The following is a 22,143-nucleotide window of genomic DNA, read 5'->3' as shown; positions in this document are numbered from 1 at the left end:
TACCCGAAGTCACCTCTTGTTCCCCTAATAATCGGTTTTCGTTTCTCCTTTATTCATCATAATTTTTTCTTATAACTAAATGGGATACAGGTTCCTGTCTTACTATGAGAAAATCTAATATACCTTCTGGATATAATGGCTTTTGTTTCAATTGTTCAAAAGTACGCCAGATTAATTTTATTCCCTGTCGCTCGTTATGTATTAATGAGTCCTGAATTAGAGAATCATCAATTGAAACCCAATGTAAGATGGTACAATCATGTCTCTTCTTACCATCATATTCAACAATACTCTCATTAAGGCATGCCAGTGAGCCTATTTCTGATTGTAAATCGAACTCCTCAATCAGTTCTCTTCTAATTGCTTCTGCCGCGGTTTCCCCGAATTCAACAGTCCCACCAGGAAAGCGATAAAATGATTCTTCGTTATCACATTGAACGAATACAGAATTTCCATCATTCCCTATAATGATTGCCTCAGCTCTGAGCAATGATTGGTTCAAATTAATCCCCCTAAAACCAGTTTTATCATTATTAGTACGGCATCATTCAGATTAATTCCTTCTTGTTCGCATAACCAATAGAAAAGAGGACCCGCCACTATTGCGGGTCCTCGTGTGTAGATACTTGTAATATTATGCCAATTGGTGTGTAAGCTGTGATGCAGCTTCTTTTACTTTAGCCAAACCTTCGTTGATGATTTCATCTTTACGGTCCGGAAACGCGTTATGGCCTTCAATAACGACTTCATTGATGATTTCCATACCGAAAACACCGCCAACGATATTACGCATATAAGTTGCGGCCATTTCCATAGGAGCTGTTTCTGGAGTTGAATATATTCCACCGCGTGCGGATAGAAAAATCGCTTTTTTGTGAGTCATTAAACTCATCATTTGACCTTGTTCATTAAATTTAAAAGTGAAGCCAGCTTGATAAACATAGTCAATGAACGTTTGCAATTTAGCTGGGATCGTTAAGTTCCACAGTGGGAATGCGAACACAACCACGTCAGCAGCAGTTAAAGCGTCCATCGCTTTTTGTTTGGCAGCAAGGATGCGCGCTTCCACATCTGTTAATTCTCCACCAGCTTGTACTTTACCAAAAGCGTTAAATAAATCTTGTCCGAAGTATGGCATGTCTTCTTCAAATACGTCGTAAGTCGTAACATTCAGATCTTTTACTTCTTCCATAAACGTTTCATACATTTTGCTAGATACTGCTTCAGAAGCTGGGCGGTTATTAGCTTTTACTACTAAAATATTCATTCGTTCATTTTCTCCCATCATGTTGTAGTAGATGAGTTCTCAACACTCACTGACAATAGTATAGCATCTTTATCTTACTTAGTCACTTATCCCGGTTTTCTCTTTGAAGATGGAACGCAGATAATTGGGTGAAAGGTATACTTGGTCAGACAAGCTGTTGATCGTGATGGCCTGGTGATAGGTCTGATCGACGGTCGTCCACACCTGGTGCACCAATCTCGCGTTCTTATCCATAAACCGGTGTTCCAGCGTATGGATCGCATGCTCTGCAATATCCATGATGATGCCTTCGATTTCAATGATGGTCCGGCACTGATAGACGGAGTGTTACAACTCGGCCCGCTTATGGCTCTCCGTGATCGGTTCGTGGGTCTGCACCAGCAGGCGTTCAATCACCCCGATCGCCCAATCGCACACCTCCGATTTCATAATCCGAAGCATGACCAGACGGTTGAAATACTCCCGCAACTTCTGCGCGGCCTGTTCCGATGCCAGTTGAAGCGTTTTATTACTGCAGAACGGACAGTATTTCTGGTGGATCGTCGCGCTGGGCAACACGTGGAAGAATATGGGGGTACAGCTCCATCTGTACTTGGCGGCCATTTCGTCGATCAATCCGGAGCTGTATGAAGCAGCCAAGGTGGATGGCGCGAACCGCTTTAAGCAAATCCGGTACATCACCCTGCCTCACCTGAAACCAACGATTGTCATTCTGCTGATTCTAGCGCTTGGCGGCATCCTGAACGCCGGCTTTGACCAGCACTTCCTGCTTGGCAATGATGCTTAATTCCGGCGTGTGGTGCGGTGTGATCTGGCTGCCTGGATATAGGGCAAACATGTGCGCCAGATGGCAGTGCTCCGGCTGCGCCTCCTCGTAGTCCTCAAGCCATTCCTGCAGCTGTCCTTTCTTGCCTACCAGCAGCGGGGGCAGCTGATCCAGCGCCGACTGCCATGTCTGCTGCAGCTCGTGATCCGTGTCGAGCGTCTGTGCCGTCTGCACGCAGAACTCCAACAGATCCCAGACCAATACCTTATGCATGTGGTCGGTCCCATGGACAATTGCTGGTGCCCTTCCTCCCGGTTATCGGTATAGAAGCTGTTCTCTGGCGAATTCGACGGCCCTGTAACTAGCCAGCCATACTTAGGATGTACGGTCATGTAATCCATGAAAAAGGCCGCCGCTTCCTTCATAACCGGATAAGCGACATCCGCCAAGAAAGTCTCATCGCGACTGTACGCATAGTGCTCCATTATCGTGACATTACGAGCAGAATGGGCGTGGATATTACGGGAGGAAAAAATCAATACGCTTGGCATGAAGCCATTCTGATAAAGCCTTAATTCGGGAGAAACAAAAGCAAAGAACTCATATATACACAATCGTACTTTCAGATACTCGTAGAATAGTCACGTGAATGACAAACAGCCTTCCCCCAATCACGAGGAGAAGGCTGTTTTCGTGTATTCTATTCTTTATCTTGTAAGACTAATGGGATGATACGATACAGCACTACTGCAGCCTCGGCGCGACTCGTCGTCTTTTTCGGGAACAATTGCTTGTTAGCGCCTACTACCAACTTCAGCTTCACAAGCGTTGCTGCACTATGCTGCGCGAAATCCGCGATTTGCTCGCGGTCTGCAAATCCAGTCAACTCATTTACGTTTTCCGTTATGGCGATAAGCTTCTTTTGACGCAAGATTCGTTCAACAATCGTTATCAATTGCTCACGGGTTACCTTCGCTTCGGGATGAAACTCCGTATCCGTAACTCCGTTAACAAGGCCCAACTTCTTCGCTATCGCGATTTCTTTATAATAGGTTGCCGACCGGCTTACATCATCGAAGTTAGAGTCTGTTTCAACAGCGAAGTTGAACATACGCACAAGCATGACCACCAGCTCGGCACGCGTTAGTTCTAGTTCCGGGGCAAATCGATTCAGTGACACTCCATGCAGCACACCGCGTGAGGCAAGCGTTTCAATGGCTTCCTCTGCCCATGAATACTTGGCCAAATCCGTGAACTTTTTCGCCGTATGCACAACTTCATATTTTTCTTCGGGAGAACCTATGAATTTCACTTTCCTCGCAGCCGGGTCATAGAAACTGAATATGATTGGTGTTGTAGTGCCATCCTTATTCACCCGTATAACGGATACAAAGCCCGGATTATTGAGTTGTTCGGCAGTCAGCTCATACGGTAGCTCCATGATTTTAGGTTCAGAACCGTGTTGTCCTTCCGGTTTAGGTTTGTCGGGTTCCTTAATAGTCGAAGGAATAGAGGTACTCGCGCCAGAATTACTGCTGCTTCCTGAACCGTTATTGCTACCGCCATGATCTCCATTGTTATTCCCGCTTCCCGGTTCTTCTTTGGCCTTGACGGTAACTTGGGCTTCTCCAGGTATGGTTGTACCTCCCACAGTTCCCTTCACTTTAAAGGCACCAACCTTGCTATACTGACTTGAATCAATCGAATCCCATACGACAGGCACTTCTGCTGTCGCCAAATCGGAATACGTGGCCGTCACGACTGATGGCATGACCGGTGGCGTACCGACGACGGTATTCACAAATACCGGCGCAAGCTTCGTAATATAAGGCGTCTCTACCGGTTCGTTCGTTACAGTAACGGTAGCCACTGCTTGAAGATCGGTGTCTGCAACCACCCCGCTTACCGTAAATGTCCCTGCCTTTGCATACTGGTCTGCATCAATCACGTCCCATACAACAGGTACTTCTGCTGTTGTTAGATCAGAATACGTGGCCGTCACGACCGAAGGCATAACCGGTGGCATTCCGACGACCGTGCTTACACTTACCGACGCTAGACTTGTAATGCGAGACTTACCTGGCACGAGCACGGGGATAGGTGGAGTCTCAGCTGTCGTGCCGTCATAGCTCCTTGTCACTTCCAGAATGAGATGCACCGTCTCATCAGCGGCTGGAGATACTATGGTTCCATCTGAATTAATGATTGCTTCGTTATCCGTTGACTTGATCGCGATGGTGAAACCAGGCGGTACAGCAGGGAGTGTTAACACCTTGTCGTTCTTCGCCGGAGGTTGAATCGCAGTGATCGTTTCGGCAATCGTATGCGGACTGATGGACATCACCGTAATGGCTCCCATATCTGGTGCATATTTTGCAGGATTATACAAGGTAATCGTGTTCAGACCTTTCTTAAGCTCAATCTGGATCGTTTTATGCAACGCTGTATTCCAATTCGTTCCCGTCAGCGGCACTTCAATGCCTTCTTCCTCATTCGCGCGGACGAACACGGAACGGGGTTCCGCAGTTGCATATTCGATCTGCAAATCATAGACACCATCGCCAGGCACTTTTATATTTTGAAACACTGCGGTATTGTTATTTCCAGCTTCGCCGCCAACAAATCCGAGTACACTTCCCGTCATAAAACGGTCATTGCTTCTCAGCAGCGTATTCCCCGTTAAAATAGCATCCTTCGGATCATATACATATTTTATATTCGTTGCGCTTCCCGGCGGCACGATGACCGGTATTGCAGCCGTATGAGTAAAAACGCCATCTGCCGTACGCTTCACTTGGAATACGAGGAGGACTTCTTCCTCTTGCGTCGTCGGCGTTATTTTTCCGGTATGATCAATGATGTTCGGGCGTTTGGATTCGAGTAGCTGAATTTCATAGCCTTCGGGAACCGTAGGGAGCGTTAAGCGGATCGCATCCTTCGCAGGGGCCGGAACCGTCTTGATTCCCGCAGCGATATCCTGTATTGGATCCAAAGGATCGGTAGATGCTGGTGCGATATATACCCCCGTACCGGGTGGCATGGATAATGTAACTGTCCCGTCGACAACAGTCATACCTCTTGTCATTAATCTGGGCAGTCCCAACCCGATTTCATATACATCGACAGCTTGCACGGCAGCCCAATCCGCCGGTAGCTTCCAACTTTTGTCCGTGTATCCATCCTGACTGTATGCCATGATTTCCAGTTTATCATTGCGCCATAACGCAGGCACGAACATATTTGTTCCGTCTGCAATAAGGACATCGCCTTGTTTCACGATCCGTTTGCCTTCCTGCTTAGAGCTTGTAACATTATCTGAAAAATGCACGGTGTTGGTACTGCTATCATAAGAGAGGCGATCAAACTGATTAAGATATTGCCATATCAATGTCGTATTGCTGAATTCCCGCAAAAATCCCGTCAGCTTCACCTTGTCTTTTCTCACAATATCTTCGCCATGCATGCTCGTGCCGAACAGTTCATCCCCTCCTTTACCGCCTACAGCTAAAGCGGCCGGCAGCTTCAACTGGCTATCGATCGACCGCCAATCCGCCCACCAAGCCATCGGCTGCAGACCAAAAAGCGGATCGACGCGGTAGGCATGGAAATATTCACTCGTAACGTCCATTCCACTCTCGCGCCAGTATCGCATAATCTCCTTCTGTGTCTCCGTCTCCTGACGATACGTAGTCTTATGATAAGGGTCCGCATACCCATCCGGAACCTGCAGCTCCGTCGGGCTTGTTACGAATGCATCGATGTGGATCGTTCTTCCGCGCAGCAGCTGCGGAATTCCAGCAAGCAAATCATCAATGTTGCGCTGAAACACGCCTGCCTCCCATGCGCGCGTCAGATTAATACGATAGCTTTGGCCGCTTACCCAGTGGCCGCCTTTTATTAAATCCCCGTTCTCTTCTTTGCGGATCAAATCCTTGTCGACGAATTCCTTCCACTGCGGACTGTCCATGTACGCATCCGTCATATTAATGTGGAAGCTGATGGTCGTATTATACTTCTCAGCCTCATCCATAAACCATTTCATGCTGTCCAGCGCCGTTTCATCCCCAGCTCGCTTTAACTTGGGGTTTACGACATTCCAATCCGGATATTTCGAATCATGACCGTCGTGCTGCCAGCCAACCAAATAAATAATCTTCGGCATGCCGCGCGTCAATTGATCCATCTCCTTAATTGCATCAAGTGCTTCATCCAATGTTAGTTCAATATTTCCGTTGTCCCCCAAGTAGAGCTTCATCGTTAGAGTGCTTGCATAATCTCGCAAAAATGGCCGTGCAGGTTTAGGCTTGATGGTCATCGTCAGCTTATCCGTAAAAATACCGCCTTCTCTCGATACCTTCACCCCTATCTCGACATCGCCTACATCATGCGTTCCCGCCCTTGCTTCGCCATCTTTCCCAATCGTGAACATTTCAGCAGGAGCACTATATTCGATCGTTGCCTTCGAATCATGGCTCAAATCAATCTCACTGCCGTCTTTCAACTTACCAATCACCTGTAATTGCGTCACGCCGTCCAATGGCATATTCGTTTCAGCAGCCGTCAGCCGAATAGACACGAGCGGATTGTCATTCCCGCTTGCAACTTGCGCTTGAACTGCCTCACCAGTTGCAAACACCCCTAGCATCATTGAAATAACAAGACATAATGATATGAACAGTGAACCCGATTTATTTCTGAACATAATACGCCCCCTTTTTCGATCATGATTGATATTGTCCTCTACCCCTTAATTGCTCCCTCTACCATTCCTTTCACGAAATACTTTTGCAGAAACAGATAAACGACGGTAAGCGGCAGCATCCCGATAAAGCATCCTGCGGCGACTGAGCTAATATTGCTGTGGAATTGCGAGACGAACCCCGACAAAGCAACCGGAATCGTCATCATCTCTTTTTTCTGCAAGAAGAATACGGAGAACTGATAGTCGTTCCATACCTGAACCCCGATCAAAATGACGACAGTAGCCGTTATCGGCTTCAACAAAGGAAATATAATCCTCAAAAAAATGCCGTACCGGCTGCAGCCATCGATCAGCCCTGCTTCATCCAGCTCCCTCGGAACGGTGCTCACAAAGCCGGTAAACAAGAAAATCGTCATCGGAAGCGAAAACGTAACTTGCGTCAGTATGATTGCCCAGTATGTATTGATCCCGCCGACGTCTACGATAAATTTGTACAAAGGTACGAGAATCGTCAGCGCCGGTACGATCAAGCATGAGATACAGAGCGTATAAACGAACCGGTTCCATCTCGTTGCATGGCGGGCAAGCGGATAGGAAGCACACGCTCCGATAAGCACCACGAGAATGACCGCAAGCAGCGTAACGATCCCATTGTTCAATACGGCTCGACCCAGCTGGGCATCCTTCCATGCATGAATGAAATTCTCGAAATGAAGAGACGACGAAGGCATCCATTTACTGCTCGTATCCTCGATCGGCTTAAAGGACAGATTGACTAAAATGTAAAAAGGGATGCTGTGGATGATCAGGATGATCAAGGCAGCGATATATTTAATAGCCTTCATGCATCCACTTCCTTTCGACGCAGCAGCACGAGAGCCGTTATGCTGATGACAGCGATAATGACGAACATGAAGTTCCCAAGCGCTGCCGCATATCCTGCATCCTGACGGGCGAAGTACAAATTGTACATCATCGTGGACAGAGACTGCGTCGCATAACCCGGCCCACCGTTCGTCATGGCCACAATGACATCGAATAGTTTCAAGCCTCCGATGAGGTTGAGCACGATATTGATCGTAATCGCCGGCATCAGCAGCGGAAGGGTAATCCCCCTGAATCGGCTCCACCAGCCAGCCCCATCGATATTGGCCGCTTCGTAGTACTCCCTTGATATGGATTGCAGCCCTGCTAAAAAAATAATCATCGCGATTCCCATGTACTGATAGGTGTTGACCAAGGTGATCATCCATACGGCACGCGATCCGTTCGCCAGCCAATCGACGGCCTCCCCGCCGAACAGACCCATTGCATCATTCAATGCGCCGCCGTCATATTGGAAGAAGAAGTAGCTGATATAACCCATAATTAAAGGGCTGATAATGACGGGGAGATACACGATCATTCGGACAAGGCCTTTCCCTCTTATTTTCTGATCCAGAAACAAGGCGTAAGCCAGGCCCATCACATTTTGAAATAGAGTGCTGCCGAATCCGTAAATGAACGTGTTCTGAATCGTCTGCAGAATCTTTTGGTCCGAAAACATAAGCCGGTACTTTTCCAATCCTACCCAAGCGTAACTCTGGGAGTAGCCATCCCAGTTGGTGAAGGAAATTTTAATTCCTTGAATAAGCGGGTAAAAGATGAAAACGGCGAATAACAGTAATGCCGGGACGTACATCAAATTGAGTATTCCGGCAGAATAAATCCATCTGACTACAAAGTTGGATTGCGATTGCGCAATTCCTCCTCGCGAGGAATCAACCCCTGACAGACTTCTAGCCATACGCTCCCTCCTAGGTGTTAAATTAGCCCGCAGGAAGGCAAGCAACCCGCAGGCCATTTCCTTATCATTCTGCTTTATTGAGCAGCCCGCAATCTTTCGTATTCCTTTTTCATGTTTTCCGAAAATTCGCGAGGCGTAATGCCTCCTGCCAACAAATCCTGGCCATTTTTGCACATGACATCCCACATCCCGTTCGGCAAGTACACTCGATCAAAGTACGGGAACACTCGCAAATCTTTATACTTTTCAAAGTCGGCCGTTAAGTCGCCTGCAGCGATCGATACGCCGTCAATTCCGGGAGGAAGCGCATTCGAGGCCGAAACTAAAGCGACGTTCTCCGGTTTGGCGTAGTAAGCGACGAATTTCCGGGCCGCTTCACTGTGCGGGGAATCCTTCCATACTCCCCATGTCGTCTTCTCCCCTCCAACCAAGGTTGGAGCATCGCCCGCCACGACTGAATGGATCGGCATCAAGCCTGCTTTCAAATCAGGGTTGAACTTCTTCGCTTCTTCAATAAGGAACGGGCCATAGATGCCGAATGCCGCCTTTCCTTCGGCGAAAGCCTTCGCGGAATCGCTATATTTGGCTGTCAGGACATCCTTGTTTAAGTACCCCTTCTCCTGCAAGGATAAGAACATTTGCGGCAGGGCGTCGAAGCGATTCCAATCGAATGTGCCGTCCAGCAGCTGCGCAGCATCATTCTTCTCCGGGCTTATAAAGACCGATGTCGCATAGAAATCGAAAAATTGCCCAATCGGCCATGAATCCGCTCCTCCAATATGAATAGGGACCACTTCTCCGCCACTTTTCGTTTTGATATCTTCAGCAGCCTTCATCAACTCGTCCCATGTCATTGGAACCTGTATGCCATACTTCTCAAGCACTGCAGCATTGTATACGGGACTCCCCTTGTCCTCGTCCATCGGCAGCACAAACACTTTCCCCTGCTCGTCGGTCACGGACGGCTTGATTGTGGCGCTCAACTTGCCTGCCCATTCCTCGTCTTTCAGATCGGCTAAATACGCACCGTAGCGAACCTTGGCCCAGCCGTGCGTAGCGAACACATCCGGCAGCTCGTTGGACGCCATCTTCATCCTCATAATGTTCTCGTACTCGGCACCCGGCGCGCTGAAATCCACTTTAATTTCCGGATTCTCCTGCATGAATTTGTTTGCAATATCCTGCAGCACTTTCGCGGGTTCACCGACAACGTTGGTCATGACGGTTAGATTTACCTTGGCATTTCCATCATTCCCCGTTGTTTGACCCGAATCGCTATTGGATGTCTTTCCTCCCGCCGCGTCGCCCCCTGTACTCGATGTACCGCAAGCTGCGAGCAGAAATGCAGCGATAACAAGAATCGTAAGCATTTTGAACCCATTCATCTGTCTCATCCGTATCCCCCTTGCTATAAAGTTGTATGTTATTCCATCATTTCAGTCCTAACGATATCATTAATGATTGCGCTTTCATATGCTGCAAACCTACGATTGCACCGCTCATTTCTACACTATCGATTTTCGTATTGACTTACCTGCGGAGTGTACCTATCCTTTATACAAGAATGAAGGAGGTTGATCCGTTATGGTCACGTTCAAGTCTCTACGCTCGAAGCTCACGCTAGTGTATGCTCTGACCATTGTCACTCCATTTTCCATCTTGGCTTTTGCACTCCCCTTCTACGCCCAATATGTGCTCACCAAAGATACGGAGAAGCTAACCGAAGGAACACTCCATGCCGTAGCCGGCAATATTGAAACCTATTTGGATGATTTGGAGCGGTTGACGGCCTCTCCCTATTTGAACGATAATGTCATTCAGTCGCTTAAAATCATTGCCGACAATGTATACGATTCTGCAAGCGCATACACGAAACTGCAGACGGATCGTGCTTTAAAAGGAACGCTGCCCAACTATTTAATTAACACTCGCAAAGATATTCTCAGTACGCTCATGATTACGATGAACGGAAAGCCATATTTAACGACTAAAAACAATAGCATCGACCTCATACCGAACTTTCCATTCCAGGACGAATCATGGTATCAACAAGCCATAGAAAAAAACGGGAAAGTCGCGTTCATCAGTTCCCACCCGCAAACTTACTTGACCAACCCCTCAGACATCCAAGTGTTTTCCGTATCCCGTTTAATCAAAAATCCGGATTCCGGACAACCGCTCGCCGTCATATCGGCCGATGCGGATACGAATGTACTCGAGAAAATAACGAAGGATATTCAATTTAACGTCAGTTCAGTTGTCGCGATCGTAGATGAAAGAAAAAATGTGATCTATGCGGGCAAGCCGCTGACCGATGAAATGATCAAGCAGCTTCGAGCGAGAGGAACCCCCAACGCACAAGAAACCGGATACGTTACCGTTTCTCAAACCATCAAACCGGCAAATTGGGAAATTACCGTGTTTTTATCCAATGAGGAGATACAACAGAAAGTACGCTGGATGTACATCACGGCGGTTTTGATATCGATTGGAGGACTCTTCGTCACTTTCTTTATTTTTCTTTACTCCTCGCAATGGATCGTCAAGCCGATCGCTCAAATGAAGGCAGTAATGACCAAAGTACGCAATGGGAATATGCAAGCACGCTACGAAGGGGAGGGATCGGACGAACTTTCCTATCTCGGACAGTCATTAAACAAGATGGTCATGCAACTGGACGAATTAATCAACCGGGAATATAAAGCGGTGCTGGCACAGCGAAATGCAGAATATCGAGCCTTGCAATCGCAAATTCAGCCCCATTTTCTATACAACGTGCTGTCCGGCTTTATCGGGTTGAACCGCATTGGAGACAAAAAGAAGCTGGAGAGCGCCATTATTTCGCTGAGCGGCATGCTTCGTTACATCCTGGAGGAGAATCAATGGACAACGGTCGAACAGGAATTCAATTTTTTAACAAAATATGCATTACTGCAGCAGCTTCGCTTCCAGGATAGGCTGACGATCCAGATTCATCATGACACGGAGACTGCCCAGTTCCGTATTCCGAAATTGCTTATTCAACCTCTATTGGAGAACGCGATTATCCATGGAGTTGAACCCGATGATCAAGAGCATGCCATTTATATATCCGCATTGATAGCAAGCGAGGACGGCAACGCGCAAATATGCATCGAAGTGCGTGACGACGGCGTCGGCTTCGATCCGAACGCGTCACATTCTCAATCGCATGTCGGCCTCGCCAACGTAAGGGCAAGATTGCAGCAAGTCTTCCCGAAAGCAACATTAACCGTGAACAGCGAGCTCGGAATCGGCACATGCATTGCAATCAAAATCCCTAAGGAGGAGAATGCATCATGAATATCTTAGTTGCAGACGATGAAAGCTTGATCAGAGCCAGCCTGAGAAGCATGCTGGACGAACTGGGCATGCCTGTCCACGTCATCGGGGAAGCCCGTAACGGTGAAGAAGCGATTCGTTTCGTAACCGAGCGGCAGCCCGATCTTGTATTCGTTGATATTCGAATGCCGAAGCTGAACGGCTTGGAAGTAATCGCTCATGGCAAAACAGTGTCCCCTCATACCAAATGGATTATTTTAAGCGGCTATTCGGAGTTCCAATATGCGCGAGAGGCGATACGCCTTGGGGCGTGCAACTATTTGCTAAAGCCGATCAGTCTGGAAGAAGTCCACGACAGCTTGACCCACGTACAAGAGCTGCATGATGCGCACATCATGGAACGTAGCCGTCAGATCGAACATGCGATTGTTTCGAGTATTCAGGGCAGAAGTGGGGTCAGCCAGGGCGATCATTTACTTGAAACGCTGCATTGCAAAGCAAGTGTGTTCTATTTCGATGATTTCCTATGCGATCATGAAGAACATGAACGACAACAACGATTCATCGAAACCTTGCGCAGCCTGATCCATAATCAATCTCTTACTAACAGTCTTTATTCCTTGGCAATGTCGCTTCCGGGCGGCCAACCCGCGATATTGTGGGCATGGCCGGCTTTGCACCATCATCAAGCGCTAGAGCTGCAGCAGAAGATGGAGAGAACCGTGAAGCATTTGCTTCAGGATCAGCTTGCCGCTTCCCGTGCAATTACGACGATACAATTAGAGGAGTGTTCGAATCTGCAAACGATGGTGGGGCAGATCGAAGAACTGCAGCGAGTCTCTTCCCTACGCGTGCTGTTCCCGATTGGAGGAGTCTATCCGCTAAGTGAGTTAAGCACAATAATTGAACGAGCCGAGTGTCTTCCTATAAGCACTCACGTAGATAATCTACGCCGATTATTCCGCCGGGAAGACTATCTTGGATACCTAAAAGCTGTCGATTGCATGGAGAAAGAATGGAACGGGGCACTCTCTGCGGATCAACACCTATGGCGCCGTATTCATGAATATATTTCACGTTCGCTCGGCATCACGTTAGAGCCGGGAACGTGCGTGGATCAGGCAAGCTGGTTTGCTCTTTTGAAAAATCATGGCGATCGCATGTTATCCCAGGCTTCGCGACACGACAATTCGTCCAAAGATATCGTGCAGCAAGTGATCGCTTATGTGGAGCAGCAGTATATGCATGACATCGGAATCAAGCAAATCGCGGATATGTTCCATGTGACGCCTAACTATTTAAGCTCTTTGTTCCATAAAAAGCACGGCAGTACCTTTCTAAAATACGTAACCGAAACGAGAATGCTGAAAGCGAAGGAGCTCCTGCTTAAGGAGCCCCATCTCAAAGTGCAGGAGGTTGCCGAAGCCGTTGGTTATTACAGCCCGCGCCATTTCACGAAGCTGTTCACAGAATATACCGGATGCTATCCGTCAGAGTTCCGTGAAAGGAATAAGGTGCACACGTTTTTGTAGAACCCGTTCATGATATTAAGCTCTCTCCAATGTTCCGGTATAGAAATACTAAACCCGAAGTCTTGGTGAGTATCAAGTAACAATTATGTGTTTTTATCATTCGTAAAACGACTTGTACCCAAACATAGTAAAACCTGATGTAGACATATGGAATAAAGCGGGGGTAATGAATATGGGATAACAGTGTTTCACTCGACATCTTTTGGCTTTCGGTAGAGGGCTTAAACGGATGACGCTTCCGTCTGGATTTGATGCAATCCTTGAAACAATCAGTAACCAGCTTACGCAGATACAAGACAACTTTAAAGATTCATGAGACAAAAGGATTATTTGTCATGCAATCTTATTGTTGCCTTCGTTGTTTTTGTTGTTCAGAAAGGAGGATTCGTATAGCTATCCGTTCTTCCATTACACCAAAATCACTGGTTCCTTATCTATAACCACTGATTTCGCGGCACCGTCAAATTGAGATATGTTTTAGACTAATCCACATAATTCCAACTCTTGAATTGTACTATTGTGCCCCCTTGACAATCCAGCAAATAAAAAAGTCCACGATCTAATCGTGGACAATACTCATTTAAGAGCGTTCTTCATCAAACATTCTTATCTAAATTTATTTAAATTAATCCACCTTAGCCCGATATGCTTCCGCAGTAAGCAGCTTGGCAAGTGCTTCCTCCAGATCGCCTTCAACTTCGATCTCAACAATCCAACCGCCTTCGTACGGTTCACTGTTCACCAGCTCCGGCTGCGACTCAAGATCTCCATTCAACTTGGTTATTTTACCGGATACCGGACAATAAAGCTCCGATACCGTCTTTACGGATTCAATTGATCCTATGCTATCCCCTGCAGCTACGTCTGATCCAACCTCCGGCAGCTCCACAAAAACAATATCGCCCAGTTGGCATTGTGCGTGATCGGTAATTCCAATACGTACGATGTTGCCTTCCACCTTCAACGCCCATTCATGATCTTCACTGTACACCAATTGCTCTCTGATTTCACTCATTTGAATTTCCTCTTTTCTTAATATGAAATGGATTCAAACAAAATAAAAAAAGGACAGGAAAAGACTCGCGCCTCTTCTCTGTCCTCGGTACCTGAGAGTTTATGAACGACCGTCTCTTTTACGGCCCTTCGTTTCCCCTTTGGCGGCTTTCGCTCTCTCCAGAGTTGCGTCAGACAGCGGTACTTTTACCTGAGAGATTACTCGTTAACCGGCAGGTGTAACGAATTGCTCCTTCGGTGCCGCCACCTTAATTGGCGTTGCGGTCTCTCCCGTCCATCGTCATCCACAATATGTAATTTGATTGATTTCTTCCACAGGATAAAGCACTTAGCAGATCATGTCAATATAGCTGACAAAAATAATATTTTTTGACGAACTAAAGGTTGACACGTTACAGAGACCGACGGTTATAATGATGTGAAGAACAAAAAGCATAATAGAGCTGAATAAGCGGATGAAGGTATTGGGAGAGATTACCGACTAACGGGTAACGCCGAAGGAGTAAACCGAAACAACGGTGAATCTCTCAGGCAAAAGGACTTTTACTGGACGCACCTCTGGAGAGAATCCTGATACATATAGGATCACCAAAGGGGAAACTCACACGCGCTTCATATCTTGCTTACATAATTTGTGTAGAGGTAACTCTCAGGTACAAAGGACAGAGCAGAAGGACAATGATACGGCAAAGCTTGCTTTGCGCGTATGTTATTCCTTTTGCCTGTCTTTTTTTGTGTAGTCCCAATTTCATGCTAAAGAGGTGCTCAAAATGAGTTCATTGCAACGAACGCCGCTTTACCCGCTTTACTCGGATTTCCCATCCGTCCGCTGCATCGATTTTGGAGGCTGGGAGCTGCCTGTACAGTTTCACGGAATTGTTCGAGAACACGAAGCTGTACGCCGACAAGCCGGTCTGTTCGACGTTTCCCATATGGGTGAATTTCTGGTAACCGGGCCAAACGCCGAGGTTTTTTTGCAGCAAATGGTTACTAATGATGTTTCGCGGTTGTCTGTCGGTCAGGCCCAATATGCTCCTATGTGCAATGATAACGGCGGCACCGTGGACGATCTGCTAGTCTACAAGCTCTCAGATAATCAATTTATGCTAGTTGTGAATGCATCTAACATCGACAAGGATTTACAGTGGTTAAAGGACCATCTCATCGATGGCGTTGACCTTCAAAACATCTCGATAGAAACCGCTCTCATTGCCCTGCAGGGTCCTGAAGCCGCGGCTATTTTATCTAAGGTGAGCGATGAACCTGTTCATACACTGTCATCTTTTCATTTTATTCAAAACGCGGATGTATGCGGTACCTCCGTTCTCCTCTCCCGTACCGGTTACACCGGCGAGGACGGCTTCGAAATATATTGCCCAGCTGAATCTGCTTCGGCCATATGGACAGGGCTGCTCGCTGCCGGCGAGCCGAACGGCCTGATTCCGGCAGGGCTTGGTGCGCGTGATACTCTTCGATTCGAAGCTAAGCTCGCGCTGTACGGCCAAGAACTGTCAGACACCATTTCTCCGCTTGAAGCAGGTCTTGGATACTTCGTAAAGCTGGACAAAGGCAACTTTATTGGACGAGATGCATTAGCTCTGCAAAAGAACGAAGGTGTATCCCGTAAGCTTGTTGGTGTTGAACTAATTGATCGCGGGATCCCCCGCTCTCATTACCTGGTGTATGTGGACGATTCTCTAATCGGTGAAATCACTAGCGGTACGCAGTCACCAACGTCGAAGCGAAATCTCGGCCTTGCACTGATCGACAGCAGATATGCTCCAGTAGGGACTGAGGTTTCGATTGAAATTCGCGGTAAGCGACTTAAAGCGATCGTAGTAAAGACACCATTTTATAAAAAAGGAGAAACCTTATGATGAAGCATCGTTATTTACCGATGACTGAGCAGGATCAATCTGAAATGCTTGCCGCTGTTGGCGCGGAATCCATTGAGGATCTATTTGCAGATATTCCTGCTGAGGTGCGTTACGACGGAGTTCTGCCCATGTCCGAAAAACTAAGTGAGCCTGAACTTCTAAAGTATATGAACGGACTTGCCGCTCGCAATGCTGATTTTGAACGTTACACCAGCTTTCTGGGTGCAGGGTTGTACGATCATCATATTCCTGTTGTACTTAATCATGTCATTTCACGATCCGAATTTTACACAGCGTATACGCCTTACCAGGCGGAGGTCAGTCAAGGTGAGCTGCAAGCGATCTTTGAATTTCAATCTTATATCTGTGAGCTGACCGGGATGAAGGTAGCCAATGCCAGTATGTATGACGGCTCCACTGCTCTTGCAGAAGCGGCGGCACTTGCGTCAGGCGCTACGAAGCGCAAGAAGATTGTCATTTCCCGTACCGTTCATCCGGAAGCTCGGGAAATAGTCCTTACTTCTGCTCACGGCCTTGGCCTTGAAGTTGTAGAGGTAGGCTTCAAAAACGGCGTTACCGACACCGATGCTTTGGCGTCTGCTATTACAGATGATACGGCTGCAGTCCTTATCCAATCTCCAAACTTCTTCGGATGCATTGAGGACGTAAAAGCCATCGAGCCGCTAGTTCATGCCCAAAAATCACTGCTCGTGCTTAGTGTGAACCCGCTTTCCCTTGGCCTGCTTGAATCACCTGGAGAACTAGGTGCTGACATCGTTGTCGGCGATGCCCAGCCCCTAGGTATACCAGCTTCGCTTGGCGGTCCGACCTGCGGTTTCTTCGCGGTATCCGAGCCGTTGATGCGCCGTATTCCAGGCCGGATTGTCGGCCAGACCGTCGATCGGGACGGCAAGCGCGGCTTCGTTCTTACGCTGCAAGCCCGTGAGCAGCATATCAGACGCGAAAAAGCGACATCGAACATTTGTTCCAACCAGGCATTATTGGCACTTTGCGCCTCTGTGTATATGTCTACCCTTGGAAAGATGGGTATGCAGGAGGTCGCATTGCTTAATGTCCGTAAATCGCATTACGCCTCCGAATGCATCACGAAAGGCTCCCTAGATATAGAATTCGCTTCGCCATTCTTTAATGAATTTGTCGTGAAATTGCCAGATGGGGTTGATTTAAAAGAAGTTAATGCTAAACTCCTCAAGGCTGGTTACATCGGCGGCTACGATCTTGGGCTAGCCTATCCGGAGCTGCAGGGTCGCATGCTCATCGCCGTTACGGAACGGCGAACTAAAGAAGAAATTGAGCGATTCATCGGAGAATTGGAGGCAATCGTATGAAACCGGAAAAAGCGCTGATCTTCGAACTAAGTAAACCGGGCCGAGTGGCCTATTCCTTACCTGATTGTGACGTACCGGAAACGGATGTATCAGAATGGATTCCAGAAAGCATGCTTCGTTCCAAACTGGCGGAACTGCCAGAGGTGTACGAAGTGGATGTCATTCGCCATTACACGGAGTTGTCACGTCGTAACTTCGGCATTGATAACGGCTTCTATCCCCTTGGTTCCTGCACGATGAAATACAACCCAAAAATCAACGAGGATGTGGCCCGTTTTCCGGGTTTTGCCAAGATTCATCCTTATCAACCCGAGGAAAGCATTCAGGGAGCTCTGGAAATGCTCTATACGCTTCAAGACGATCTCGCCGCTTTGACCGGGATGGATCAAGTGACATTGCAGCCAGCGGCTGGCGCTCACGGTGAATGGACTGGACTGATGCTGATTCGTGCATATCACGAGAGCCGTGGTGAGCAGCGGACCAAAGTGATCGTGCCGGACTCCTCACACGGAACGAACCCGGCCAGTGCTACAGTGGCAGGATATGATACGATTACAATTCAATCCAATGAGCGCGGTATGGTCGATCTTGATGCTCTCAGAGCTGTTGTTGGAAGCGACACAGCAGCATTGATGCTGACGAACCCGAGTACTCTTGGTCTGTTTGAAGAACAAATCGTGGAAATTGCTGAGATCGTACATGAAGCAGGCGGTCTTCTCTATTATGACGGAGCGAATTCCAATGCGATCATGGGAATTACACGCCCGGGAGACATGGGCTTTGACGTTGTCCACCTCAATCTGCACAAGACGATGAGCACGCCGCATGGCGGCGGTGGTCCAGGAGCTGGTCCCGTCGGGGTGAAAGATAAGTTGATCCCCTTCCTTCCCAAACCGATTGTTTCCAAACGTCAGGACGGAACATTTTACTGGGATTACGATCGTCCGCAGTCGATTGGCCGTGTGAAAGCTTTTTACGGTAACTTCGGTATTCTGGTACGTGCCTATACGTACATCCGTAGTTACGGGCCGGACGGTCTTCGCCGGGTTTCGGAACTTGCGGTCTTGAACGCCAACTATATGATGCATAGGCTGGCGCCTTATTACGAAGTCGCTTATCCCGGTCTATGCAAGCACGAATTCGTATTATCCGGCAAAAAGCTGAAGGAATACGGCGTACGAACCCTCGACATTGCGAAACGATTACTCGATTTTGGCTATCATCCGCCAACCATTTACTTCCCGCTGAATGTCGAGGAGTGTATCATGATCGAGCCAACTGAAACCGAAAGTAAAGAAACGCTAGACGGTTTTATTGATGTAATGATTCAAATCGCACAGGAAGCCGAAACGAATCCGGAGCTAGTCATCAATGCACCGTATACAACGGTCGTGAAGCGTCTTGACGAGACAACAGCTGCTCGCAAACCGGTCTTGAATTGTACTTGCGGTTAGTGGAATAAGAGGTAATTCGACCGACGTCATGCAATGCCGTACCGCACGCTGGATTTGAGCATAGTACGAAAAACTCTACTCTATACTAATTTATTTTTGCTCCGCGTGCTTCTTCTGGCGTCGATACCATGGTGAGGTTGCAACAGTTTCCGGTCGGTGGCCTGCAGCCGCATAAACACACTATTTTTGCAGATTCTTAAGGACAGACGTTCCGCTATTTTTCCATTTTTGACTGTTTTGGTGTGTACGCGGACAGGAGATCCGCTATTATCCGTCAAACCAAGGAATTTGGAGACTTTACAAGCAAATAACGGAACCTCAGTCCGCGAGTAACTCCTAAAACAGCTGAATTTCACAAATAACGGATTCTCTGTCCGCCAGTGAGTGTTTGTGCGAGCATTTTCTTTGCTTCTGCCGTGTACCTTGGGGCTTGTGCCTCTCTCCAAGCACCGATTATTATTCACACCGTGTGCAACAACTCCCAGAGCGCGGTGCATGTTTCTGCTGATGAGGCGCAATAACAACAGGTAATTCCCAAAACCAAACAGGTCACCCAAGGTGAAGTGCCCCCTGTCAAGTAGACAGTGTAAAAAACAAAAAATGGTTAGATTATTTCCCTCAGTTCAAGTTAACAGAGCTGAGGGTTTATTTTCTTTTCTCATCGTTAAGCAGCTCGTCGATACTCGTTGGGAGACAAGCCATTTAATCGCTCTGTATAGCGGTAATTGTTGTAGTAGCGGATATAAATTCTCACGTCTTTGAGGACATCTTCATAGGTGTCGTGTTTCGTCAGATAAAAGCTTTCTGCCTTAAATGTCCCCCAAAAGCGTTCAATGGGTTGGTTATCCAGACATCGGCTTACACGAGACATACTTTTAGTAAAACCGTATTTATCCTTAAGTCGATTGTATTCATATGAAGTATATTGGAAGCCTCTGTCGCTATGGAGAAGTGGAGTCACACCTGGGTTTTTCCAGTAAGCCTTCTTCACCGTATCCATAACGAGTTTATTATTGTTGGAGTGGCTTAGAACCCATGAAACAATGGAGTTATCGTATACATCAACGATAGCGCTCAAATAGGCTTTACGGCCATTCCCGTACTTCAATTCTGTTACGTCTGTGCACCACTTCATATTTGGAGAATCCGCGTAAAATTCACGATTCATCACATTTTCAGCCACATGTATTTCAGATACCTTCACGTAGTTCGGCCGTTTCTTGCGAATCACCGATTTCAATCCAAGAGCACGCATAATTCGATAATAACGCTTTTTGTTGTAATTTTTTTTAAGTTTACGGTTCAATTGGATGCTAATTTGGCGATAGCCAAGCACTCCCTTCCGCTTGTCATAACGAAGCTTTACTTCCTTTGCCAGCGAAAGAATTTCAAGTTCCTTGTGGGATGGCTTCCACTTTAACCATTTATAATAGGCAGATCGAGCGATTCCGGCTATCTCACACAGCTTCGTGAGGGCATAGCCTTTCTCAGCGTGCAGTTCTTGGATAGCTTGGTACAAGTCCACATGCCGGACTAACGTTAGCGTGAATTTCGTCGCTTGATCTCTGCCAACTTTTTTGCGAGGGCGTTCTCCATTTCTAAATATTCGTTCCGTGCTTCCAGTTCTTTGATCCGAAGCTTGAGTCGTTCATGGTCATCTAGCTCTTCTACAGGCTTTTTGCGACCACGATTGTCCTTGAGGGACTCCTCGCTGCCAGATTTATATTTTTGCACCCATGAGTAGACCTGGGTATAAGAAACATTATATTTTTCTATGGATTTCTGATAATCCAAATCATTGGCGATCGTATACTGCGCGATTTCAATGCGTTCTTCGAAAGTGGTTTTACGTCCTTTATTCATACGAGATAGTCCCTTTCCTTTACGAGTAGGTTTTATTTCTTTCCTACAAGTATACTTGGAAATCCATCCCATCAAAACACTTATACTCGAAATATGATACTTCTTTGTCGCCTCTCGTATAGAATGATTTCCGGATAAAACATCCCTGATGGCAGCAAGCTTCAGTTTCTTTGAGTATGCTTTATGTCCTCTGGATTTCTTTAATCCTTCATAACCATCTACTTTATATTTTCTTATCCAATCTTTAACCGTGTTTTTATCTACCCCCAACTGCTTGGCTTCATAACTGGGGGTCGTCTCATGCTGAAGGCATCGCTCCACGATACGTAACTTTACATCAAAAGAAATTGAATTCCTTTTGGACATCATAAAAAACTCCCATCATTAGTAGAGTAGAATTTTGTTTTTTTCTACTGTCTACTATGATGGGAGCATATCAAGGATAAATCCCTGGGTGACCTGTTTGGTTTTAGGGTCAATTTGTCCCCTTAGTTTATTTCATTCCAAAAAGCCACCTGATTCAGAGGAAGTCTTACAGTTTGGCGCGCCGGTTGAGCCGCTTTACCGATCGCAATCAGCATGATGCTCTCATAGTTGGCTGGAAGGTTAAACGCCTCTTTGAATTTTTCATGGTTAAATCCACCCATAGGTACGGTATCGTAACCTTTTTCGCGAGCGATTAACATAAGCTGCATGGAAATTAAACCTGAATCGATATCCACAATGCTTCTCTTTTTGGAATCATCCAAATGGCGATACACTTGATTCGCAGTTGCGATCATTTTCTGTTTAACTTCCTCTGGCATATATCCCGCTTCCTGCGATTGTGTATAAATATCTTCCGCTTTGTCATACCACTCCATATCACCTAATACAGCGATGACGGCGGATGCATCTAATACTTGTGCCTGGTTATTGGCAATTGGATACAGCTTTTCTTTCAAGGCCTGATCATCAATGACGAGAAATCGCCAAGGCTGAAGATTGCTTGAGGATGGTGCAGATGTAGCCTCCGTCAGCATTTCCTGCATCTCTTCCCGCGATATTTTTACCGATGGATCATACTGCCGTACAGAATGGCGCTCTCTTACAACACTAAGAAAATCCTTTTTTGTCAAAGTTGACATGGTTGAACACTCCTTAAAAATTATTGTGCAAAATAATGCACAGTTTAGATCACGATTATACTGTGCCGATAATTGCACAGTATAATGCAAATATATTTCGTTTGTC

The 22,143-nt window shown here is 46.9% G+C and carries 20 protein-coding genes, 1 pseudogene and 3 riboswitches; of the genes and pseudogenes, 7 read left to right on the top strand and 14 right to left on the bottom strand.

Annotation, left to right across the window (positions count from 1 at the left end; genetic code table 11):
- Positions 1-49: 49 nt before the first annotated feature.
- The 4 genes from B9N86_RS11830 to B9N86_RS30240 form a co-directional block, all read right to left on the bottom strand.
- On the bottom strand, positions 50-502 hold the full coding sequence (locus B9N86_RS11830; protein WP_208919394.1) for an NUDIX domain-containing protein: 453 nt from the start codon (positions 500-502) through the stop codon (positions 50-52).
- A gap of 132 nt (positions 503-634) precedes the next feature.
- Positions 635-1,267 (bottom strand): FMN-dependent NADH-azoreductase, encoded by a 633-nt coding sequence (locus B9N86_RS11825; protein ID WP_208919393.1) that lies wholly within the window; start codon positions 1,265-1,267, stop codon positions 635-637.
- A gap of 78 nt (positions 1,268-1,345) precedes the next feature.
- Positions 1,346-1,546, bottom strand: a complete 201-nt coding sequence (locus tag B9N86_RS30245) for an AraC family transcriptional regulator (RefSeq protein WP_244563044.1) — start codon at positions 1,544-1,546, stop codon at positions 1,346-1,348.
- Positions 1,547-1,594: 48 nt separating this feature from the next.
- Positions 1,595-1,825, bottom strand: coding sequence for a hypothetical protein (locus B9N86_RS30240; RefSeq protein WP_244563043.1), 231 nt, complete (start codon positions 1,823-1,825; stop codon positions 1,595-1,597).
- On the opposite strand from B9N86_RS30240, the pseudogene B9N86_RS11815 reads away from it, so the two are divergent.
- Positions 1,767-2,048: pseudogene (locus B9N86_RS11815) on the top strand (ABC transporter permease subunit); the annotation flags it as partial. The gene B9N86_RS30240 and the pseudogene B9N86_RS11815 overlap by 59 nt on opposite strands.
- Here the strand turns inward: B9N86_RS11815 and B9N86_RS30765 are convergent.
- On the bottom strand, positions 1,989-2,267 hold the full coding sequence (locus tag B9N86_RS30765; RefSeq protein WP_425298584.1) for a glycosyl hydrolase family 95 catalytic domain-containing protein: 279 nt from the start codon (positions 2,265-2,267) through the stop codon (positions 1,989-1,991). The pseudogene B9N86_RS11815 and the gene B9N86_RS30765 sit on opposite strands and share 60 nt — an antisense overlap.
- A complete protein-coding gene (locus B9N86_RS30955) occupies positions 2,180-2,482 on the bottom strand; it encodes a glycosyl hydrolase family 95 catalytic domain-containing protein (RefSeq protein ID WP_425298609.1) in 303 nt (100 codons plus the stop codon). Before B9N86_RS30955 ends, B9N86_RS30765 begins: the two co-directional genes overlap by 88 nt.
- Between B9N86_RS30955 and B9N86_RS30760 the strand changes: the two genes are divergently transcribed.
- A complete protein-coding gene (locus tag B9N86_RS30760; RefSeq protein WP_342193817.1) occupies positions 2,414-2,608 on the top strand; it encodes a hypothetical protein in 195 nt (64 codons plus the stop codon). The two genes, B9N86_RS30955 and B9N86_RS30760, sit on opposite strands and share 69 nt — an antisense overlap.
- Before the next feature lie 125 nt (positions 2,609-2,733).
- On the opposite strand, the gene B9N86_RS11805 is transcribed toward B9N86_RS30760, so the two are convergent.
- The 4 genes from B9N86_RS11805 to B9N86_RS11790 form a co-directional block, all read right to left on the bottom strand.
- Positions 2,734-6,735 carry an Ig-like domain-containing protein gene (locus B9N86_RS11805; protein ID WP_208919392.1) on the bottom strand — a complete coding sequence of 1,334 codons (4,002 nt, stop codon included), beginning with the start codon at positions 6,733-6,735 and terminating at the stop codon, positions 2,734-2,736.
- Between the two features lie 38 nt (positions 6,736-6,773).
- Positions 6,774-7,580 (bottom strand): carbohydrate ABC transporter permease, encoded by an 807-nt coding sequence (locus B9N86_RS11800; RefSeq protein ID WP_208919391.1) that lies wholly within the window; start codon positions 7,578-7,580, stop codon positions 6,774-6,776.
- Entirely contained in the window at positions 7,577-8,416 is an 840-nt protein-coding gene (locus tag B9N86_RS11795) for a carbohydrate ABC transporter permease (protein ID WP_244563135.1), read from the bottom strand. Before B9N86_RS11795 ends, B9N86_RS11800 begins: the two co-directional genes overlap by 4 nt.
- A gap of 179 nt (positions 8,417-8,595) precedes the next feature.
- The gene (locus B9N86_RS11790) at positions 8,596-9,915 is read right to left on the bottom strand and encodes an ABC transporter substrate-binding protein (RefSeq protein WP_244563042.1); all 1,320 of its coding nucleotides are present in this window, start codon (positions 9,913-9,915) and stop codon (positions 8,596-8,598) included.
- Positions 9,916-10,105: 190 nt separating this feature from the next.
- On the opposite strand from B9N86_RS11790, the gene B9N86_RS11785 reads away from it, so the two are divergent.
- Positions 10,106-11,842: a cache domain-containing sensor histidine kinase gene (locus B9N86_RS11785; protein ID WP_208919389.1), complete on the top strand. Its 1,737-nt coding sequence runs from the start codon at positions 10,106-10,108 to the stop codon at positions 11,840-11,842.
- Complete coding sequence (locus B9N86_RS11780) at positions 11,839-13,353, top strand: response regulator (RefSeq protein ID WP_208919388.1); 1,515 nt, start codon at positions 11,839-11,841, stop codon at positions 13,351-13,353. The genes B9N86_RS11785 and B9N86_RS11780 overlap by 4 nt, the downstream gene beginning before the upstream one ends.
- Before the next feature lie 625 nt (positions 13,354-13,978).
- On the opposite strand, the gene gcvH is transcribed toward B9N86_RS11780, so the two are convergent.
- Positions 13,979-14,368 carry a glycine cleavage system protein GcvH gene (gene gcvH, locus B9N86_RS11775; RefSeq protein WP_208919387.1) on the bottom strand — a complete coding sequence of 130 codons (390 nt, stop codon included), beginning with the start codon at positions 14,366-14,368 and terminating at the stop codon, positions 13,979-13,981.
- A gap of 167 nt (positions 14,369-14,535) precedes the next feature.
- Positions 14,536-14,651: riboswitch (glycine riboswitch) on the bottom strand.
- A 171-nt stretch (positions 14,652-14,822) separates the two neighbouring features.
- Positions 14,823-14,920: riboswitch (glycine riboswitch) on the top strand.
- Between the two features lie 3 nt (positions 14,921-14,923).
- A riboswitch (glycine riboswitch) is annotated at positions 14,924-15,035 on the top strand.
- A 102-nt stretch (positions 15,036-15,137) separates the two neighbouring features.
- On the opposite strand from gcvH, the gene gcvT reads away from it, so the two are divergent.
- The 3 genes from gcvT to gcvPB are packed head-to-tail and all read left to right on the top strand — an operon-like array spanning position 15,138 to position 19,047.
- Positions 15,138-16,244 carry a glycine cleavage system aminomethyltransferase GcvT gene (gcvT, locus tag B9N86_RS11770; protein WP_208919386.1) on the top strand — a complete coding sequence of 369 codons (1,107 nt, stop codon included), beginning with the start codon at positions 15,138-15,140 and terminating at the stop codon, positions 16,242-16,244.
- Positions 16,244-17,593, top strand: coding sequence for an aminomethyl-transferring glycine dehydrogenase subunit GcvPA (gcvPA, locus tag B9N86_RS11765; protein ID WP_208920257.1), 1,350 nt, complete (start codon positions 16,244-16,246; stop codon positions 17,591-17,593). The genes gcvT and gcvPA overlap by 1 nt, the downstream gene beginning before the upstream one ends.
- Complete coding sequence (gene gcvPB, locus B9N86_RS11760) at positions 17,590-19,047, top strand: aminomethyl-transferring glycine dehydrogenase subunit GcvPB (protein WP_208919385.1); 1,458 nt, start codon at positions 17,590-17,592, stop codon at positions 19,045-19,047. Before gcvPA ends, gcvPB begins: the two co-directional genes overlap by 4 nt.
- Before the next feature lie 664 nt (positions 19,048-19,711).
- Here the strand turns inward: gcvPB and B9N86_RS11755 are convergent.
- The 3 genes from B9N86_RS11755 to B9N86_RS11745 form a co-directional block, all read right to left on the bottom strand.
- Positions 19,712-20,572, bottom strand: a complete 861-nt coding sequence (locus tag B9N86_RS11755) for an IS3 family transposase (protein WP_210190665.1) — start codon at positions 20,570-20,572, stop codon at positions 19,712-19,714.
- A 14-nt stretch (positions 20,573-20,586) separates the two neighbouring features.
- A complete protein-coding gene (locus B9N86_RS11750) occupies positions 20,587-21,279 on the bottom strand; it encodes a helix-turn-helix domain-containing protein (protein ID WP_208919383.1) in 693 nt (230 codons plus the stop codon).
- A gap of 119 nt (positions 21,280-21,398) precedes the next feature.
- The gene (locus B9N86_RS11745) at positions 21,399-22,037 is read right to left on the bottom strand and encodes a nitroreductase family protein (protein WP_208919382.1); all 639 of its coding nucleotides are present in this window, start codon (positions 22,035-22,037) and stop codon (positions 21,399-21,401) included.
- Positions 22,038-22,143: the final 106 nt, after the last annotated feature.

Source organism: Paenibacillus uliginis N3/975 (genome assembly GCF_900177425.1).
In the GTDB taxonomy this organism is placed as follows: Bacteria; Bacillota; Bacilli; order Paenibacillales; family Paenibacillaceae; genus Paenibacillus_AQ; species Paenibacillus_AQ uliginis.
This window is presented reverse-complemented; position numbering and strand designations above follow the sequence as displayed.

Bases quoted from the DNA above. Each gene is read 5' to 3' on its own strand.
- B9N86_RS11825 (WP_208919393.1), bottom strand. From the start codon at position 1,267: ATGAATATTTTAGTAGTAAAAGCTAATAACCGCCCAGCTTCTGAAGCA.
- B9N86_RS30245 (WP_244563044.1), bottom strand. From the start codon at position 1,546: ATGGATATTGCAGAGCATGCGATCCATACGCTGGAACACCGGTTTATG.
- B9N86_RS30760 (WP_342193817.1), top strand. From the start codon at position 2,414: ATGTACGGTCATGTAATCCATGAAAAAGGCCGCCGCTTCCTTCATAAC.
- B9N86_RS11805 (WP_208919392.1), bottom strand. From the start codon at position 6,735: ATGTTCAGAAATAAATCGGGTTCACTGTTCATATCATTATGTCTTGTT.
- B9N86_RS11800 (WP_208919391.1), bottom strand. From the start codon at position 7,580: ATGAAGGCTATTAAATATATCGCTGCCTTGATCATCCTGATCATCCAC.
- B9N86_RS11795 (WP_244563135.1), bottom strand. From the start codon at position 8,416: ATGTACGTCCCGGCATTACTGTTATTCGCCGTTTTCATCTTTTACCCG.
- B9N86_RS11790 (WP_244563042.1), bottom strand. From the start codon at position 9,915: ATGAGACAGATGAATGGGTTCAAAATGCTTACGATTCTTGTTATCGCT.
- B9N86_RS11785 (WP_208919389.1), top strand. From the start codon at position 10,106: ATGGTCACGTTCAAGTCTCTACGCTCGAAGCTCACGCTAGTGTATGCT.
- B9N86_RS11780 (WP_208919388.1), top strand. From the start codon at position 11,839: ATGAATATCTTAGTTGCAGACGATGAAAGCTTGATCAGAGCCAGCCTG.
- gcvH (WP_208919387.1), bottom strand. From the start codon at position 14,368: ATGAGTGAAATCAGAGAGCAATTGGTGTACAGTGAAGATCATGAATGG.
- gcvT (WP_208919386.1), top strand. From the start codon at position 15,138: ATGAGTTCATTGCAACGAACGCCGCTTTACCCGCTTTACTCGGATTTC.
- gcvPA (WP_208920257.1), top strand. From the start codon at position 16,244: ATGAAGCATCGTTATTTACCGATGACTGAGCAGGATCAATCTGAAATG.
- gcvPB (WP_208919385.1), top strand. From the start codon at position 17,590: ATGAAACCGGAAAAAGCGCTGATCTTCGAACTAAGTAAACCGGGCCGA.
- B9N86_RS11750 (WP_208919383.1), bottom strand. From the start codon at position 21,279: ATGATGTCCAAAAGGAATTCAATTTCTTTTGATGTAAAGTTACGTATC.
- B9N86_RS11745 (WP_208919382.1), bottom strand. From the start codon at position 22,037: ATGTCAACTTTGACAAAAAAGGATTTTCTTAGTGTTGTAAGAGAGCGC.